This window comes from Rheinheimera sp. MM224 (assembly GCF_947090785.1).
GTDB lineage: Bacteria > Pseudomonadota > Gammaproteobacteria > Enterobacterales > Alteromonadaceae > Pararheinheimera.
The window spans coordinates 39,129-56,422 of sequence record NZ_OX352320.1; the positions used below are offsets into that span (position 1 = coordinate 39,129).

Here is a 17,294-nt window from a genome sequence, read left to right on the forward strand (position 1 = left end):
TTGCGGTTACGGCTGGTCTGTAGCTCAGGTGGTTAGAGCGCACCCCTGATAAGGGTGAGGTCGGTAGTTCGAGTCTACTCAGACCAACCAATTCGCTTTATGCTTCGTTACGGCGAATGTAAAACGAATGACCGAATATCCCAAATGGGGTTATAGCTCAGCTGGGAGAGCGCCTGCCTTGCACGCAGGAGGTCAGCGGTTCGATCCCGCTTAACTCCACCATTACTTAAGAATATTCTGAAAGTAAAATTACTGTTTGAAAACTCAAAGACAAGTTCTTCGGTATGAAGTATTTCTCTTTGAGCTTTATGCTCGAAGTGCTCTTTAACAAATTGGCAAGCTGATAGAAAGAAAACAAGGTAACAATATTTATTTGTGAACCTTATCACACCTTCAATTCCAGACATTTTGGGGTTGTATGGTTAAGTGACTAAGCGTACACGGTGGATGCCTTGGCAGTCAGAGGCGATGAAGGACGTGCTAACCTGCGAAAAGCTGTGAGAAGTCGGTAAGAGACGTTAGACTCACAGATGTCCGAATGGGGAAACCCACCTGATTTATCAGGTATCGTATGATGAATACATAGTCATACGAGGCGAACCGGGAGAACTGAAACATCTAAGTACCCCGAGGAAAAGAAATCAACCGAGATCCCCTTAGTAGCGGCGAGCGAACGGGGGCTAGCCCTTAAGTTGATAAAGAGTTAGTGGAACGCTCTGGAAAGTGCGGCGATACAGGGTGATAGCCCCGTACACGAAAAGGCTTTATCAATGAAAACGAGTAGGACGGGACACGTGGTATCCTGTTTGAACATGGGGGGACCATCCTCCAAGGCTAAATACTCCTGACTGACCGATAGTGAACCAGTACCGTGAGGGAAAGGCGAAAAGAACCCCTGTTAGGGGAGTGAAATAGAACCTGAAACCGTGTACGTACAAGCAGTGGGAGCCCCTTCGTGGGGTGACTGCGTACCTTTTGTATAATGGGTCAGCGACTTACATTCTGTAGCGAGGTTAACCGAATAGGGGAGCCGTAGGGAAACCGAGTCTTAACTGGGCGAATAGTTGCAGGGTGTAGACCCGAAACCGGGCGATCTATCCATGAGCAGGTTGAAGGTTGGGTAACACTAACTGGAGGACCGAACCCACAAATGTTGAAAAATTTGGGGATGACTTGTGGATCGGAGTGAAAGGCTAATCAAGCTCGGAGATATCTGGTTCTCCTCGAAAGCTATTTAGGTAGCGCCTCGAGCGAATACCATTGGGGGTAGAGCACTGTTAAGGCTAGGGGGTCATCCCGACTTACCAACCCTTTGCAAACTCCGAATACCAATGAGTACTACTCGGGAGACACACGACGGGTGCTAACGTCCGCCGTGAAAAGGGAAACAACCCAGACCACCAGCTAAGGTCCCAAAGTCATGGTTAAGTGGAAAACGATGTGGAAAGGCATAGACAGCTAGGAGGTTGGCTTAGAAGCAGCCACCCTTTAAAGAAAGCGTAATAGCTCACTAGTCGAGTCGGTCTGCGCGGAAGATGTAACGGGGCTAAACCATGCACCGAAGCTGTGGACTTGCACTATGTGCAAGTGGTAGAGGAGCGTTCTGTAAGCCGTTGAAGGTATCTCGTGAGGGGTGCTGGAGGTATCAGAAGTGCGAATGCTGACATAAGTAACGATAAGGGGAGTGAAAAACTTCCCCGCCGGAAGACCAAGGGTTCCTATCCCATGCTAATCAGGGTAGGGTAAGTCGGCCCCTAAGGCGAGGCAGAAATGCGTAGTCGATGGGAAACGGGTTAATATTCCCGTACCGACAATACTGCGATGGGGGGACGGAGAAAGCTAGGCAGGCATGGCGTTGGTAGTCCATGTGAAAGTGCGTAGGAAGGGGGATTAGGCAAATCCGGTTCCCTATATTCTGAGACACGAGACGAGCCACTACGGTGGTGAAGCTGTTGACGCTACGCTTCCAGGAAAAGCCTCTAAGCTTCAGGTATTGTCGACCGTACTCGAAACCGACACAGGTGGTCAGGTAGAGCATACCAAGGCGCTTGAGAGAACTCTGGTGAAGGAACTAGGCAAAATAGTACCGTAACTTCGGGAGAAGGTACGCTCTTGTGTGTGAAGGACTTGCTCCGTAAGCACGTGAGAGTCGCAGTGACCAGCTGGCTGCAACTGTTTATTAAAAACACAGCACTCTGCAAACTCGTAAGAGGACGTATAGGGTGTGACACCTGCCCGGTGCCGGAAGGTTAATTGATGGGGTTAGCGCAAGCGAAGCTCTTGATCGAAGCCCCGGTAAACGGCGGCCGTAACTATAACGGTCCTAAGGTAGCGAAATTCCTTGTCGGGTAAGTTCCGACCTGCACGAATGGTGTAATGATGGCCAGGCTGTCTCCACCAGAGACTCAGTGAAATTGAAATTGCGGTGAAGATGCCGTATACCCGCGGCTAGACGGAAAGACCCCGTGAACCTTTACTATAGCTTGGCACTGAACATTGACCCTACATGTGTAGGATAGGTGGGAGACATTGAAGTTGCGACGCCAGTCGTGATGGAGTCGTCCTTGAAATACCACCCTTGTATGTTTGATGTTCTAACGTAGGCCCCTAATCGGGGTTGCGGACAGTGTCTGGTGGGTAGTTTGACTGGGGCGGTCTCCTCCTAAAGAGTAACGGAGGAGCACGAAGGTTGGCTAAGTACGGTCGGACATCGTACGGTTAGTGCAAAGGCAGAAGCCAGCTTAACTGCGAGACAGACACGTCGAGCAGGTACGAAAGTAGGTCTTAGTGATCCGGTGGTTCTGTATGGAAGGGCCATCGCTCAACGGATAAAAGGTACTCCGGGGATAACAGGCTGATACCGCCCAAGAGTTCATATCGACGGCGGTGTTTGGCACCTCGATGTCGGCTCATCACATCCTGGGGCTGAAGTCGGTCCCAAGGGTATGGCTGTTCGCCATTTAAAGTGGTACGCGAGCTGGGTTTAGAACGTCGTGAGACAGTTCGGTCCCTATCTGCCGTGGGCGTTGGATGATTGATTGGAGTTGTTCCTAGTACGAGAGGACCGGAATGAACGAACCGCTGGTGTTCGGGTTGTCATGCCAATGGCACTGCCCGGTAGCTACGTTCGGAACGGATAACCGCTGAAAGCATCTAAGCGGGAAGCCGGCCAAGAGATGAGTCATCCCTTGTACCTTGAGTACACATAAGGGTCGTTGGAGACCACAACGTTGATAGGTGAGGTGTGGAAGCGTGGTGACACGTTAAGCTAACTCATACTAATTGCCCGAGAGGCTTAACCATACAACGCCCAAGGTGTTTGTGTGTGGTGTGAAAAGAATTCTATCTAGCTTGCTTGTTAAAGACCTAAAAACAGTTTTTGCCTGGTGGCAATAGCGCTGTGGAACCACCTGACTCCATTCCGAACTCAGAAGTGAAACGCAGCCGCGACGATGGTAGTGTGGCAGATGCCATGCGAGAGTAGTTCACCGCCAGGCTCCCAATTAAGCCAGAAGGCCCAGTCGAAAGACTGGGCCTTTTTGCATTTTATTCCCATGCGACCAGTTCGTCTGGAACGAACTGGAACGGCGCAGCCGGCCCGAAGGGTGCAGGGCAGGATGCCCGGAATAATGTAGTTCACCGCACCAGAATTCAGAGCAGTTCTGCTTGAATTGCGAACAAAACCCGCTCAACAATCAAACACGGCCGCCCACAAAGAACGCCCCCACAGGTGATTTCATCAATACCCAACCCCAAAACACCCCCATTAGCCGCATCAGACTGGCAATAACAATCGAACCCAACCTAGTATCTGCTCAACCCATAATCAGAATAACGAGGTCCAGGTGCATTTATTTATTAAAACTGCTGTTTTTGCAGCGATTTCAGGTATCAGTCTGAGCGCAATGGCAGAACAACAACCATTACAGTATGAAGATGTCTTCCAGTTAGAGTTTGTATCCGAACCGCAGATCAGCAGTGATGGCGATCAGGTGGTCTTTGTGCGTAACCGTTTTGATCAGGAACTGGATAAACGTATCGGATCTTTATGGCTAAGTGATACCAAAACAGGTCAGCTACGACCTTTAGTATCAGAACAAGCGGATATCAGTTCACCTGTATGGTCACATGATGGCAAGAAGTTGGCTTTTATTTCATCAGCTTCAGGCAAACCACAGATCCATATTCGCTGGATGGACAATGGTCAGAGTGGTCAGGTGAGTCATTTACCAGCAACTCCTTCAGGTTTAAGTTGGTCACCAGATGGGAAATGGCTGGCATTTTCGATGTTTACGCCGAAAAAAGCCACTAGTCCGGTGACTTTACCTGGTAAGCCTGAGAAAAATGACTGGGCCAAAGCGCCGGTTTATATCGACACTATGCAATATCGCGCTGATGGTCGTGGTTATTTGCCTGCCGGATACAAACATATCTATCTGATGGCCGCAGAGGGGGGCACACCTATACAACTGACCAGCGGAGATTTTGATCACGGTGGTGAAATCAGTTGGCAAAACGACAGCAAAGCTTTCTATTTTTCAGCCAATCGTCAGTCAGATAAGAGAGCTCAGGCCCAAAATAGTGAAGTGTACAAGCTTACTATTGCTGATAAAAACCTTGCTCAAGTGACTGAACGGTTTGGTCCTGATCATGCGCCCGCTTTATCCGCCGATGGTAAATGGCTGGCTTATCTTGGTTATGATGATAAGAAACTGGCGCATCAGGCCGACCAGCTTTACGTAAAAAATCTGCAGTCTGGTGAAGTTAAAGTCCTTACTGCAGATCTAGACCGGGCTATCGATAGCTTTAGTTGGGACGGTGATAGTGACGCGCTTTATATTCAGTACGACGATCAGGCTCAGGGTAAAATTGCCTTACAACCTCTGAACGGTAAACGCAAAGTTCTGGTCGATCAGGTTGGAGGTGGCTCGTACAGCCGTCCTTATACCGGCGGCAGTTTTACAGTGTCAGAGGATGGTGATATAGCCTATACCCAAATGTCGACTCAGGCGCCAGCTGAACTTGCTTTATGGCAGGACGGTAAAAAGAAGCAACTGACCGAACTGAACAAAGACTTGCAGTTATCCCGTGATATAGGCGAAGTGGAAGAGTTTTGGGTGACGTCTTCTGTTGATCAGCGCAAGTTACAAAGTTGGCTGATTTTGCCGCCAAAATTCGATAAAACCAAAAAATATCCGTTAATTCTGGAAATTCACGGAGGCCCTCACACCGCCTATGGTCCGATCTTTGCTATGGAATTGCAGTTGATGGCTGCTCAGGGTTATGTGGTGTTGTATACCAACCCTCGTGGCAGCAATAGTTACGGTATGGAATTTGCCAATTTAATTCACCATAAGTTTCCAAGTGAAGACTATAACGATCTAATGGATGCAGTGGATGCCACTGTCGCTAAGGGTTTTATCGATGCGGAGCAGTTATTTGTCACGGGTGGCAGTGGTGGCGGCCTGTTAACCAGTTGGATCGTCGGTCATACCGACAGATTTAAAGCCGCAGTGGCGGTAAATCCTGTGATTAACTGGTTTAGTTTTGTACTGAATGCCGATATGTACAATTACTTCAGCCAGTACTGGTTCCCTGGTATGCCGTGGGAAAAGCCAGAACATTACCTGAAACATTCACCTATCAGCTACGTCGGTAATGTGAAAACTCCAACCATGCTGATGACCGGAGAGTCCGATCACAGAACGCCTATTTCTGAGACTGAGCAGTTTTATCAGGCGTTGCAATTACGGGGTGTTGAAACCGCTATGGTGCGGATCCCGGGTGCTTCGCATGGTATCCATATCAGACCCAGTAATATGATGGCGAAGCCTGCCTATATCACCTACTGGTTTAACAAATACAAAAAGTAGAGTTGTGTCGTCATAAATAAAAAGGGCCGCCTTTAATAAAGCGGCCCTTTTGTTTTATTAATTAGTGGGTTACTCAGATATAAGCAAAAGCATCAGCAAACATTTGTTCACGTTTTGCGCCTTGCTGGAGAAAAGCGTCCCGTACTACACCGACCATAGGGAAAGGACCTGCGATGTAGATATCGTAAGCATCCAAGGAGACAATATCGTCCAACACCGCCTGATGCACCAAACCTGAACGGCCTTGCCAGTTATCTGTTGGACTTTGTACAACAGGAACCAGCTTAAAGTCATGATGGGCTGAAGCCCATTGCTGCAGTTCAGGCATATGGTACAAAGCTTCTTCGTGACGCACACCCCAGTATAAAAACACTGGTCTTTTTACACCTGCTGCTGCTATCGCCTGCGCTATGCTGTAGACATAAGAGAAACCTGTACCACCAGCCAGCAATAAAATGGGGTTATGGCTGTCTTCACGCCAGAACGCTTGACCTAAACCTACCTCGACCGTCACTTCATCGTTGCTTTGCAGATGGGCTAAAGCCTGACCTGAATATTGATCGGCCACAGCGCCACCAATTTGCAGCTCCAGTTGAGTTTGACCCGGAATTGAAGCCACAGAAAAAGGCCGCTTATCTTCATCAGTTAAACACAGTTGTAAATATTGGCCTGGTTTAAACTCCACTTTTTGTTGTGGCGTCAGCAGAACCTGATGCACACCAGAGGTTAACGGCTGAATTTTATCGACGGTACAAATCACTTTGGTCATGAATAATCCTGCGGCTTAGCCACGAATAAAAGGGTGGTGTAAGGTCAGATCTGACTCGGCATAAGCCAGACAACAATAGGTAAAGTTCTGCGCTTTATCCAGATCAGACAAAGGTTCGGGTGGCAGATAAGACACAGAGCCAGAGCGCAGTCGGCAGACACAGGAGGTGCAAACACCCTGCTTACAACGAAACGGAAAGTCGATGCCATGGCGCAAAGCCGCTTCGAGAATAGTTTCATTCGCGTCTACCTGAAAACTCAGGCCACTGGGCAATACTGTCACCTGATGACTCATTTTTGGCCTGGTACTTTTAATGTAGGAACCGTTTTGTCTACAGGCAATATACCCAGTGCGGCCCAGATATCATCTACTTTGGCTTTGACGGCTGGATCCATCACTATAGGTTCGCCCCATTCACGGGTGGTTTCACCTGGCCATTTATTGGTGGCGTCTAAGCCCATTTTTGAGCCTAAACCCGATACCGGCGAAGCAAAGTCCAGATAATCTATTGGTGTGTTTTCTATCAAAGTAGTATCACGCGCCGGATCCATTCGGGTGGTAATAGCCCAAATCACATCCTGCCAGTCGCGGGCATTGATATCGTCATCACAGACAATGACAAACTTGGTATACATAAATTGCCGCAAGAAAGACCAAACCCCCATCATCACGCGTTTGGCATGACCTGGGTACTGTTTCTTCATCGTCACTACGGCCATACGGTATGAACAGCCTTCAGGCGGCAGATAAAAATCGACGATTTCCGGAAACTGTTTTTGCAAAATAGGCACAAAAACTTCGTTTAATGCCACACCTAAAATCGCAGGTTCATCCGGTGGACGACCGGTGTAAGTGCTGTGGTAAATCGGATTTTCTCTGTGCGTGATATGAGTCACGGTAAATACAGGAAAAGAGTCCACTTCGTTGTAATAGCCAGTGTGATCACCATAAGGACCTTCAGGCGCCATTTCACCAGGCTCGATATACCCTTCCAGTACATATTCTGCTGTGGCTGGCACTTGTAAATCGTTGCTGATACAGCGGGTCACTTCGGTATTATCACCCCGTAATAACCCGGCAAAAGCGTATTCAGACAAAGTATCTGGCACAGGAGTGACAGCGCCTAAAATAGTGGCGGGGTCTGCACCTAAAGCGACAGCAACCGGAAAACGTTGGCCCGGATTGGCTTTTTGCCATTCTAAAAAGTCCAAAGCGCCACCGCGATGCGATAACCAGCGCATAATGACTTTGTTTTTACCCAGCACTTGCTGGCGATAAATACCTAAATTCTGTCGCTCTTTATGCGGGCCTTTAGTAACAGTTAAACCCCAGGTGATCAAAGGCGCTGCATCCCCAGGCCAGCAGGTCATCACCGGAATTTTGGTTAAATCAACCTGCTCGCCAGAAAGCACCACTTGCTGGCAAGGGGCGCGTTTCACTTCTTTGGCAGGCATATTCAGCACTTGTTTGAAGATAGAGAACTTGCTAAAGGCGTCTTTTAACCCTTTTGGTGGTTCTGGTTCTTTCAAAAAAGCCAGTAACTTGCCAACTTCACGTAGCGCGGCCACATCGGTCTGACCCATACCCAAAGCAACACGCTCTGGCGTGCCAAATAAGTTCGCCAGCACCGGAACATCAAAACCTTTAGGGTTTTCAAATAACAAAGCAGGGCCACCAGCACGTAAAGTGCGGTCAGCGATTTCGGTCATTTCCAGATAAGGGTCGATTTCCATCGAAATTCGTTTGAGCAATCCACGTTGCTCCAGCTGACTGATAAAGTCGCGCAGGTCTTTGTATTTCATAAGGCTCGGGCTCTGCTAGATATGGGGCTATTATACATGGCTGACATAGGCAAACCAGCCTGTGCTGCTTTGCTGTTCTGACCAATACGAAGCAAAGGGCAGATAAGACCAATCTGATATCGTCACGTATCAGCTTGATATGAGCGCAGCTGACTTGCGTTTTATCTGTAGTGTCATCTACTGTGGTACATAAAGTTCATTATGGGGTCAGTTTTATGGATTTTCCTGAACAAATTAAACAACAAAGCTGTATGGATTGCTTAAGTGGTCAGTCACTTGGTTTTGAAATTCGTATGGCATTTCAGCCTATTATCGACTGGTCAGTGCAAGACATCATTGGTTATGAAGCCTTGGTACGTGGGCCTGAGGGGCAGGGCGCTGGTTGGGTGTTTGAACAAATCAACGATAGCAATAAATACTATTTTGATCAGGCCTGCCGGGTCAAAGCCATAGAAACGGCTTCCAAGCTGGGCTTGAAAAAACTGTTAAGTATTAACTTTTTACCTAACGCTGTTTATAACCCTGAAACCTGTATTCGCGCCACTATTGAAGCTGGTGATCTGTTTGGCTTTGATATCACCCAAATTATGTTTGAAGTGACGGAAGGTGAGCAAATAATAGATCAAGCCAAACTCAAACGCATTTTCGAAAGTTATGCCAAACGTGGTTTTATCACAGCGATAGACGATTTTGGTTCGGGTTACGCTGGCTTAGGCTGGTTAACTTCGTTGAGACCTGCGGTATTAAAACTGGATATGGGATTAATACGGGATATTGATCAGGACACAGTCAAGCAGGCTGTGCTGAAAGGCATTTTGACTGTTTGTTGCGAACTAGGCACCAAAGTGCTGGCTGAAGGCGTGGAAAGCAAAGCTGAACTGGACTATCTGGTGGCTTCAGGCATCAACTGGTATCAAGGGTATTATTTTGCCAAGCCTCAATTAGAAAAGCTATTAGCTCACTCCGAGATCAACGGCTGGCTTTAAGCAGAAAAAAACTGTAGATTATCAGACATCTGGATGTCTAAGGTGTTTCTCATGAAAAAAGCAACTCAACTGATCCATGCTGGTCGTGGCAAAGAATGGACAGGCTCTGCGGTAAACCCTCCTGTGGTGCGTGCTTCCACTATTGTCTTTGATACTATGGCCGAGCTAAAGCATGCGACAGCTCATCGTGGTGACAGAGTGCCTTATTATGGCCGTCGCGGTACTGCGACCCACTTTGCGTTGCAGGATGCCATCTGTGATTTGGAAGGTTCCGCCGGCTGTGCCTTATACCCTTGTGGTGCTGCGGCTATTAACGCCGCTTTGTTGAGTTTTTTAAAACAGGGTGATCATCTCTTAATGGTCGACACCGCCTACGAACCAACCCGTGCTATCTGCGATAAGTTGCTGGCAGGTTTAGGCATAGAAACCAGCTATTACGACCCTTTGATTGGTGCAGGTATCAGCGCCTTAATTAAAGCTAATACCAAAGTAATTTTTCTGGAATCTCCCGGTTCTCTGACGATGGAGCTGCAGGATATTCCAGCCATCAGCGCAGTAGCAAAAGCACATAACATAGTGCTGATGCTGGATAATACCTGGGGCACCCCTGTGCTGCTGGATGCTTATGCTTTGGGTGTGGATATATGTATTCAGTCAGCGACCAAATACATAGTGGGACACTCAGATGCCATGCTGGGTATTGCGACAGCGAACGAAAAACACTGGCCACAACTACGCGAACACAGCTATCTGATGGGCTATTGCGCTTCGGCGGACGATGCCTATCTGGCCAGCCGGGGTCTGCGGACCTTGAAGGTGCGTTTAGCTCAGCATGAGGCGAATGCATTAAAAGTGGCGAAGTGGTTACAGCAACGACCCGAAGTGGAAACAGTGCGCCATCCGGCTTTGCCTGAAAATCCCGGTTATGACCTTTTCCAACGTGACTTTAGTGGCAGTAATGGTTTGTTTTCTTTTGTATTAAAACAAGGGGATGCGAAAGCTGTGGCCGCTTTTATAGAAGGCATGGAACATTTTAAAATGGGCTTTTCCTGGGGCGGTTATGAAAGCCTGATTATTCCGAACTTAAGCATTCAGAAGCTCAGGACAGCCAGCAGTTGGCCTTACAGCGGACCTTTGATCCGGCTACATATTGGCCTGGAAGATACAGAAGATTTAATCGCCGATTTAGCTGCGGCCTTTGAACGTTTTAACAGCGTTATTTAACCTGGTGCTTTGATAAACAAAAGGCGCTGTTTTTGCAGCGCCTGCTATTGAATGGTGTTACTGGCGTAAAAAAGATTCAATGCTTTCACCTGTCACTTTGCCTATCTGGCTAAACAGATACCAAATGGCGACCATCAGCATAATGGTGCAAGGTAAAGCAATTACCGGGAAACTTAGCGCTGTCATCTGTGCCAGCTCTTCGTTAAATGCAGCGGTACCTGGGGGGCTGACCAGTAAGTATTTCGCCAGGCCATAGTTTAATACGGAAGACACCACAAAAGATCCCGCCACCAGATAAGCACAGTTTTGTAGTTTGGCCGCAAATAATTGTTCTGCGTTGTGAGCTTTTAAGCTGGCTTCCAGTTTTGTTAAATCCATCAGCTCGTCGTTCAACAGGATTTTTTTCACCAGCGGGTACTTGCTGCGTTGGCTGATTAAAACAACCAGCGCAATAATGCCTGGAACCGCAGCTTCTTTTATGGCGATATAGGCTGGGTCGAGCTGTAGTAAGCTGATCCCTCCGGTAAATAACACACTGATCACGCCCAGCACGGATAAAAAATTCACCTTTTTACTTTGCTGCAATTCCCACAAACCAAAACCCAAAGGAAAAGCTAAAGCGACCACTAAAGCCCAGACCGGTCCTAACTGATGATCTTCACTTAATTTGCTCAAAATCAGCGTGGGGATAATGATGTTAAATGCCAGGTTAATTAAAAACCCTGATGATTTTTTCTTTTCTGTCTGACTCATAAATTCTGGCCTTGCTGCCTGTTTTACTCTAACAACCGCTTACTGTGGCCCGAGTATATCTGATTTGGTCACTATTACGCAGTATCACGCCGAATAGTACAAGACGTTCGATGAAACACAAAACCTGCTGCACGCAGTAGCAAAAGCTTTAAGCTACTGATTTGTGGACTATTGTAAAAACTTAGCAAGAACTCTGGCACTAAAGCGAACCATTCGCAATGCCATCTTATTGATTTTGTTGGTTTTTTCTTGAGTTTGTTGATTTTTTGACTACAATAAGCACAGTTTTTGAATTTGCAGGTATTCGCTATGAAAGGCCAACCTTTAGTGCTCGCTAAACTTAATGAGGTGCTGACCTCTGAGTTAACGTCCATTAACCAGTATTTTTTACATGCTCGTATCTATAAAAACTGGGGCTTGGCTCAGTTAAATTCGGTTTGCTATAAAAAATCGATCAAAGATATGAAGCAGGCTGATGAGCTGATTGAGCGTATTTTATTCCTGGAAGGCCTGCCAAACCTGCAAGCTTTAGGCAAATTACGTATTGGTGAAGACACCGAAGAAATGCTGCAGTGCGATATGGATTTCCAATACGATCAACTGCCGTTATTACGTGATGCCATCAAATTATGCGAACAGCATCAGGATTATGTCAGCCGCGAATTGTTGCAGGAAATTCTGGAACACGAAGAAGAGCATGTGGACTGGATTGATACTCAGCAGCAACAAATTACTTTGGTAGGTCTGGAAAATTACCTGCAAAGCCAAATGGGTTCAGGAGACTAACAATGAAAGGCAATACACAGGTTATAGCAGCGTTAAACGAGCTGCTGTCGAATGAACTCAGTGCTATGGATCAGTATTTTATCCATGCCCGTATGTATCACGACTGGGGTTTAAGCAAGTTGTTTGAGCGTATCGATCACGAAGTGACCGACGAAAAAGCTCATGCGGCAGCCTTGATTGAACGTATTTTATTTTTAGAAGGCACACCTGATTTATCCAAACGTGATCCGTTGCAGGTGGGTACTGACGTGCCGTCCATGTTGCAAAACGATTTAAACGTGGAGTATTCAGTCGGTGCTTTGCTGAAGAAAACTATAGCTCTGTGTGAATCTGTGCAGGACTACGTCACCCGCGATTTGCTGATGACCTTGCTGGACGATACTGAAAACGATCACGCCCATTGGCTGGAACAACAGCTGCGCCTGATCAAACTGATTGGTTTGCCAAACTATATTCAGTCGCAAATCTAAGGCTGTTGCCTGTTAGTAAAAAAGCACCTTCGGGTGCTTTTTTATTTAAAGTCGTTTGAAATTGGAGCGGGTGGCGGGAATCGAACCCGTGTCTAAAGCTTGGGAAGCTTTCATTCTGCCATTGAACTACACCCGCATGCGGCTTAAAGTACAAAGCCCTGTGGATACTGTCAATCAATGCTTGAAGGACTTATGTTGTGACTCCAGAACAAATTCAACTTTCTGCGGCCTGGCTGGCGGATTATCGGCAACGTGGAGAAGCCGCGCCTTTATTACCGGCCGAATTGCGTCCAACTTCTCTGGCTGAAGCTTTTGCTATCCAACAATGGTTGTTTATTGAATTAGACTTGCCTGTTGTGGGTTGGAAAGCCGGACTGCCCGGCCCGGATAAATGGGTGCTGGCACCTATAGCTCATCTGCAACAAGGCGAGCTTTGCCTGTTTGAGCAACAATCAGAGCAGTACAGCATTGAACCTGAACTGGCGTTTTTGCTGGCGACCGATTTACCTGCCCGCACTGAACCTTATAGTGAGGCAGAGATCAAAGCGGCAATAGCCGCGACCCATTTGGCATTAGAGCTGATTATCCGACCTTACAAAGCAGACGCTGGTGCAGAATTTTTCGATCAACTGGCGGCAGGGTTATTTAATCAGGGCTTATATATTGGTCCGCAGTTACCAGACCAGTGTTTTCCGCAAGAGTTTGAACTGGTGGTGCAGCATTCTGGTGAGCAACATCAGTTTGCCGCTAAACATCCTAATCAGGACCCGTTATTGCCTTTGTATTGGCTGGTGAACCATTTAAGCAGTCAGGGTATTGGTTTAAAACAAGGCGAATGGGTGATCACAGGCTCTTACGCAGGTGTATTACAGGTACCGGCTAATACGGATCTGAAGTTGCAGTTTGGGCCTTTTGGCCAAATCAACACCCGCTGTAGTCATAAGGCTGTGATAAGCTAATCGGCTGATTTGTTTTTTTGTTTTGCCACGGAGAGATCTGGATGGAGTTTTTACCGGCCTGGCCACTGACCATTACGCCGCTGTCATCCTTTGGTTTGCTGCTGTTGATTGGCAGTTTGGGTGGTTATCTGGCGCATCGTATTTCCTGGTTACCCAGCATCACCGGTTTTATGCTGGTGGGTTTTTTAGTCGGACCCAGCGGCTTAGGTTTACTTACCGAGTCTGTGCTTAAAGACTCCCGCATATTAATAGATATCACGCTGGCGCTGATTTTATACCGGCTGGGTTCTTCACTCGATTTGCGTTTTCTGCGTCAGTCACCACGTTTACTGGTGATTGCGCTGGTGGAAAGTACCTTAACCTTCAGCGCCGTTTTTACTGTGTTGTGGTTGTTTCAAATTCCATTAGCCTTGGCCGCTTTAATTGCAGCTATTTTGGTGTCTTCTTCCCCTGCTGTGTTATTGCACGTTGCACATGAAGTTGGAGCCAAAGGTCCGGTTACTGAAACTGCCAAGTCCTTAGTCGCTTTGAATAACCTGCTGTCTTTCCTGGCCTTTGCTTTTGTTGTGCCAGTCTTGCTGGCCGAACAGGATGCGGGTTGGCAGCAAATCGTGTTGCAGCCTATGTATTTATTGTTGGGATCGGCCTTGTTAGGCGGTGCTATTGCCTATGGTCTGCATTTCTTAACCAGCAGAACTCAAACAGCTACCCAGTATAAACTGGCGTTAGTGGTCGGGGCTTTGATGTTGTGTCTGGGGCTGGCGCAGCAATTAAAACTATCGGCGCTTTTTGCGCCCTTGGTTGTCGGTATAGTAGTACGCAGTATGGAACGTGAAGAAGTGGTGTCTGCGTTGGAATTTGGCAGCGCTTTTGAGCTGTTTTTTATCGTCTTATTTGTGTTTGCCGGCGCTAACTTACATTTTGCAGAACTGGTAGCTTTTGCCCCTGTCATTATGGTGCTGGTTGCTGTGCGCTGTGCGGCCAAATGGTTTGGCGTCAGTATCAGCTCAGTGTTGTTGGGGCAAACAGTGCGGACTGGTGCCTCTTCCGGTTTATTATTGATCCCGATGGCGGGTCTTGCTATTGGGTTGGTGCAAAGCTCCAGCCAGTTGGTACCAGAACATGCTGCTGTCATCAGTGCCATAGTGCTCGGTGCTGTCACAGTATTTGAAACCATAGGACCTCCTATAGCCTCTTATGCCTTTCGTCTTGCCGGAGAAACTGAGGCCCAGGCGTCCGCTGCTGTGGCAGAGCAGCAACCACAGCATCCATGGCAAGCCGAAGGCACTGTAGCTGTTGACCTGTCATCTTTACATGCGCCTGAACCCGCAGATGCAGTGCTGCTGGAACAGTCTGAACCCAAAAGATTCAAATTCTGGCGCTGGTGATCACCAGTGCCAGCGACCACTTTGTATCAGACCATAAATCAGTCCAAAGAAGCCTGTACCGTAACCTAAGGTCATTCCCAGCAAGCACCAAAGTGTATTTTTTCGCTTCACTCTGGCAAGCTCTGCGGCATTGGGGTATTGCCGCTGCAGACGTGGGCTGATGATCTGCTGCACCTGCAGCTGGTTATGGATCAGTCCTGCTATCAACAGAACAAAAGCTGCTATCGGCGCCCAGGCCCCACTGGTCAGTTCGTAGGCTGCTGTTAATAACAGGCCTGATAACAAGACCCAGAGGATAGTTTTGTTGCGTAAGGCTTTTAACGCTGTTTTTTCATCTTCGTTGTCTGTTTTGTTCATTACAGCTCGCATACCTAAGACGACGCCAGCCACCGCAACCAGGGCACCTATCATAGCGCCACCCAGTAATACGGCAATTTTGGCCAGCCAGCCACTTTGTTGTGCGGCAACAGAGACAGAAGTTGCTGCAGCTACAGGAGGTGCAACGCTGGTCAAAGCTGCGGCTACCACAGCGCTAAAGCCTAAACCCGGTGCTGTGCTTAACACTAACTGGCCGTAACGTGCTAATAAGCTGTCTTTTAACTGTTCCCGCACTCTCGACAGCTTTTTCCGTACATTGGCATCACTTAAACCCAATAAATCAGCTACTTGCTGACTGGATTGCTCTTCACGGTAGTAGAGTAAAACGATTTCCCGGCTGTCTTCAGGCAATTGGCTAATAAAGTCCTGCATAATAATTTGCTGCTGCTCCCGCTCCAATAAATCCTGCATCGAGGCTGCTGGGTCGGCAAAGTTTTCCAGCAAATTTTCTGCCTCTTCTCCCAACACTTTTTGTTTTACCTTGTTGTCCCGCAGGTAGTTGTAACTGCGATGCCTTGTCATTTGCCGGACCCAGGGTAAAAAGCTGGCAGGTTCACGCAGCGTGCCTAATTGTTGCCAGATATAAATAAACACCTCTTGTGCCACTTCTTCGCTGGCGTCCAGATCTTTGACTATCGCCAAAGCTATGCCTGTGACTGTATGGCGACACTGGCTGATCAGGCGTTCAAAGGCGCTGCGATCACCTGCTGTGGCTGCCATCACGTCGGGTAATAATCTCTGTTCCACAGTAGTTAACATTTTAATTATTCCTTTATAAAATCAGTGATTTGCGCCATCAGCCAGTCAGGCTGGTCCCACATAATAAAATGCCGTGCCTGCCAGTTAAAGTCCAGCTTCGCCTGTGGAATAGTGTTAATTTGTTGTTGATACAGAGCCTGAGCTGCAGGGCGCATGCTGTCTGAAGGTAAAGCTCCGCCAGCGCCTAACAGCAGCACAGGTTGCTGAATTTTATGCACTTCGCTTCGCAGGTCTGTGGTTAAGAGTTCAGCTATAACAGCACCAACAGTAGCCGGATCGGACGCTGCTGCCATTTTTGTGACTATTGCGGCATGCTCGGCACTGCTGACCTGAATAGCCATACCTTGTTTTGCACTCTCAGCCAGTTGGGCTGATGTCATTTGTTGATAATACTGTTGCATCATTTTCGCTTGTGGAGCCATTTGCGCCACAGTGGTGGAGCTGTCGCGGCTAAATACCGGCGCCAGATAAGGCAAGCCATCCACAGCTATCACTTTGCCAGTTAGTTTTGGATAAGAGCTTGCAAGCTGAAACGCCAAAAACGCACCCATGCTGTGGCCAATGACTATCGGCTGATTTAACTGCTGGTGCTGAATATAAGCGGCCAGTTCACTGGTCACTTGTGTTAGCTTTAAAGGTGTTGTCAAAGCAGGAGTTCCGGCAAAACCCGCCAAACTCACTAAATGTAGCTGGTAGTCTGGTTTTAACGCTGTTGCCAGCTGCTGCCATACCCGTTGATCAGACATCAGACCCGGGATCAGAATAATGGCTTTGCCCTTGCCTTCTACCTGCACCTGAAAGCTTGGTGCTTGGGTTTCATCTGCTTTAAGGCTTTGACTTAGCAGCATAAAAGCTGTGTAACACAGCAGAATAAGGTTTTTTGTTTTTAACATCATAGTCACTCCGCAAGTTTAATTAAGCTGCTAGTGGTTGCAGCACTAAAGCTAAGTACCCGCAGCTGTGGGGGATGTGACAGCTATCTGAATAAATATTTCAGACTTCTAAACTTCTGGCTTTCTATTTTGTTGGTCGTTTTGTAATCTATCAGGCTTGAGCACTAAACAAATACCCGTTAGGGTGGGTAAGAAAACTATAAGCAACGATAGAAACCGCAGAACAAAACTGCAGGCAGTGCAACGAGGAGAGT

Annotated in this window: 13 protein-coding genes, 3 tRNA genes and 2 rRNA genes; 11 read left to right on the top strand and 7 right to left on the bottom strand. The window is 47.6% G+C overall.

The features are described from left to right. Positions 1-13: 13 nt before the first annotated feature. The 5 genes from OM978_RS00190 (at position 14) to OM978_RS00210 (ending at position 5,873) form a co-directional block, all read left to right on the top strand. Positions 14-90: transfer RNA gene (locus OM978_RS00190), tRNA-Ile, on the top strand. Positions 91-146: 56 nt separating this feature from the next. Next, positions 147-222 (top strand) — tRNA-Ala (locus OM978_RS00195). A gap of 198 nt (positions 223-420) precedes the next feature. Beyond that, positions 421-3,303 (top strand): 23S ribosomal RNA (locus OM978_RS00200). Positions 3,304-3,382: 79 nt separating this feature from the next. Beyond that, positions 3,383-3,497 (top strand): 5S ribosomal RNA (gene rrf / locus OM978_RS00205). Between the two features lie 348 nt (positions 3,498-3,845). Further along, positions 3,846-5,873 (top strand): S9 family peptidase, encoded by a 2,028-nt coding sequence (locus tag OM978_RS00210; RefSeq protein ID WP_264344502.1) that lies wholly within the window; start codon positions 3,846-3,848, stop codon positions 5,871-5,873. A gap of 73 nt (positions 5,874-5,946) precedes the next feature. Here the strand turns inward: OM978_RS00210 and fre are convergent, their stop codons facing one another. Genes fre through ubiD form a run of 3 tightly spaced genes read right to left on the bottom strand, consistent with a single transcriptional unit; the run spans position 5,947 to position 8,444 of the window. Next, entirely contained in the window at positions 5,947-6,642 is a 696-nt protein-coding gene (fre, locus tag OM978_RS00215; RefSeq protein WP_264344504.1) for an NAD(P)H-flavin reductase, read from the bottom strand. Positions 6,643-6,657: 15 nt separating this feature from the next. Further along, positions 6,658-6,936, bottom strand: a complete 279-nt coding sequence (locus OM978_RS00220; RefSeq protein WP_264344506.1) for a 2Fe-2S iron-sulfur cluster-binding protein — start codon at positions 6,934-6,936, stop codon at positions 6,658-6,660. Then, entirely contained in the window at positions 6,933-8,444 is a 1,512-nt protein-coding gene (ubiD, locus tag OM978_RS00225; RefSeq protein ID WP_264344507.1) for a 4-hydroxy-3-polyprenylbenzoate decarboxylase, read from the bottom strand. The genes OM978_RS00220 and ubiD overlap by 4 nt, the downstream gene beginning before the upstream one ends. A gap of 215 nt (positions 8,445-8,659) precedes the next feature. Here ubiD and OM978_RS00230 point away from each other — a divergent pair, with 215 nt between their 5' ends. Together OM978_RS00230 and OM978_RS00235 are read left to right on the top strand one after the other, a co-directional pair. Further along, entirely contained in the window at positions 8,660-9,430 is a 771-nt protein-coding gene (locus tag OM978_RS00230) for an EAL domain-containing protein (protein ID WP_264344509.1), read from the top strand. A gap of 51 nt (positions 9,431-9,481) precedes the next feature. Beyond that, a complete protein-coding gene (locus OM978_RS00235; RefSeq protein ID WP_264344510.1) occupies positions 9,482-10,654 on the top strand; it encodes a cystathionine beta-lyase in 1,173 nt (390 codons plus the stop codon). A gap of 57 nt (positions 10,655-10,711) precedes the next feature. Here the strand turns inward: OM978_RS00235 and OM978_RS00240 are convergent, their stop codons facing one another. After that, on the bottom strand, positions 10,712-11,407 hold the full coding sequence (locus tag OM978_RS00240; protein WP_264344511.1) for a VC0807 family protein: 696 nt from the start codon (positions 11,405-11,407) through the stop codon (positions 10,712-10,714). 309 nt (positions 11,408-11,716) lie between these two features. Here OM978_RS00240 and bfr (OM978_RS00245) point away from each other — a divergent pair, with 309 nt between their 5' ends. Both bfr (OM978_RS00245) and bfr (OM978_RS00250) read left to right on the top strand, forming a co-directional pair. Further along, positions 11,717-12,193, top strand: a complete 477-nt coding sequence (gene bfr, locus OM978_RS00245) for a bacterioferritin (RefSeq protein WP_233009992.1) — start codon at positions 11,717-11,719, stop codon at positions 12,191-12,193. 2 nt (positions 12,194-12,195) lie between these two features. After that, entirely contained in the window at positions 12,196-12,663 is a 468-nt protein-coding gene (gene bfr, locus OM978_RS00250; RefSeq protein ID WP_233009991.1) for a bacterioferritin, read from the top strand. Between the two features lie 62 nt (positions 12,664-12,725). On the opposite strand, the gene OM978_RS00255 is transcribed toward bfr (OM978_RS00250), so the two are convergent. Beyond that, positions 12,726-12,799: transfer RNA gene (locus OM978_RS00255), tRNA-Gly, on the bottom strand. Between the two features lie 61 nt (positions 12,800-12,860). Here OM978_RS00255 and OM978_RS00260 point away from each other — a divergent pair. Both OM978_RS00260 and OM978_RS00265 read left to right on the top strand, forming a co-directional pair. Next, positions 12,861-13,622 carry a fumarylacetoacetate hydrolase family protein gene (locus OM978_RS00260; RefSeq protein WP_264344512.1) on the top strand — a complete coding sequence of 254 codons (762 nt, stop codon included), beginning with the start codon at positions 12,861-12,863 and terminating at the stop codon, positions 13,620-13,622. A gap of 41 nt (positions 13,623-13,663) precedes the next feature. Continuing rightward, positions 13,664-15,010: a cation:proton antiporter gene (locus OM978_RS00265; RefSeq protein ID WP_264344513.1), complete on the top strand. Its 1,347-nt coding sequence runs from the start codon at positions 13,664-13,666 to the stop codon at positions 15,008-15,010. Here the strand turns inward: OM978_RS00265 and OM978_RS00270 are convergent, their stop codons facing one another. Both OM978_RS00270 and OM978_RS00275 read right to left on the bottom strand, forming a co-directional pair. Beyond that, positions 15,011-16,147, bottom strand: coding sequence for an RNA polymerase sigma factor (locus OM978_RS00270; RefSeq protein ID WP_264344514.1), 1,137 nt, complete (start codon positions 16,145-16,147; stop codon positions 15,011-15,013). Between the two features lie 5 nt (positions 16,148-16,152). Next, the gene (locus OM978_RS00275) at positions 16,153-17,043 is read right to left on the bottom strand and encodes an alpha/beta fold hydrolase (protein WP_264344515.1); all 891 of its coding nucleotides are present in this window, start codon (positions 17,041-17,043) and stop codon (positions 16,153-16,155) included. Positions 17,044-17,294: the final 251 nt, after the last annotated feature.

Coding starts and splice junctions, on each gene's coding strand:
- OM978_RS00265 (WP_264344513.1), top strand. CDS start 13,664: ATGGAGTTTTTACCGGCCTGGCCACTGACCATTACGCCGCTGTCATCC.
- bfr (WP_233009992.1), top strand. CDS start 11,717: ATGAAAGGCCAACCTTTAGTGCTCGCTAAACTTAATGAGGTGCTGACC.
- OM978_RS00230 (WP_264344509.1), top strand. CDS start 8,660: ATGGATTTTCCTGAACAAATTAAACAACAAAGCTGTATGGATTGCTTA.
- OM978_RS00240 (WP_264344511.1), bottom strand. CDS start 11,407: ATGAGTCAGACAGAAAAGAAAAAATCATCAGGGTTTTTAATTAACCTG.
- ubiD (WP_264344507.1), bottom strand. CDS start 8,444: ATGAAATACAAAGACCTGCGCGACTTTATCAGTCAGCTGGAGCAACGT.
- OM978_RS00220 (WP_264344506.1), bottom strand. CDS start 6,936: ATGAGTCATCAGGTGACAGTATTGCCCAGTGGCCTGAGTTTTCAGGTA.
- bfr (WP_233009991.1), top strand. CDS start 12,196: ATGAAAGGCAATACACAGGTTATAGCAGCGTTAAACGAGCTGCTGTCG.
- OM978_RS00235 (WP_264344510.1), top strand. CDS start 9,482: ATGAAAAAAGCAACTCAACTGATCCATGCTGGTCGTGGCAAAGAATGG.
- fre (WP_264344504.1), bottom strand. CDS start 6,642: ATGACCAAAGTGATTTGTACCGTCGATAAAATTCAGCCGTTAACCTCT.
- OM978_RS00270 (WP_264344514.1), bottom strand. CDS start 16,147: ATGTTAACTACTGTGGAACAGAGATTATTACCCGACGTGATGGCAGCC.
- OM978_RS00275 (WP_264344515.1), bottom strand. CDS start 17,043: ATGATGTTAAAAACAAAAAACCTTATTCTGCTGTGTTACACAGCTTTT.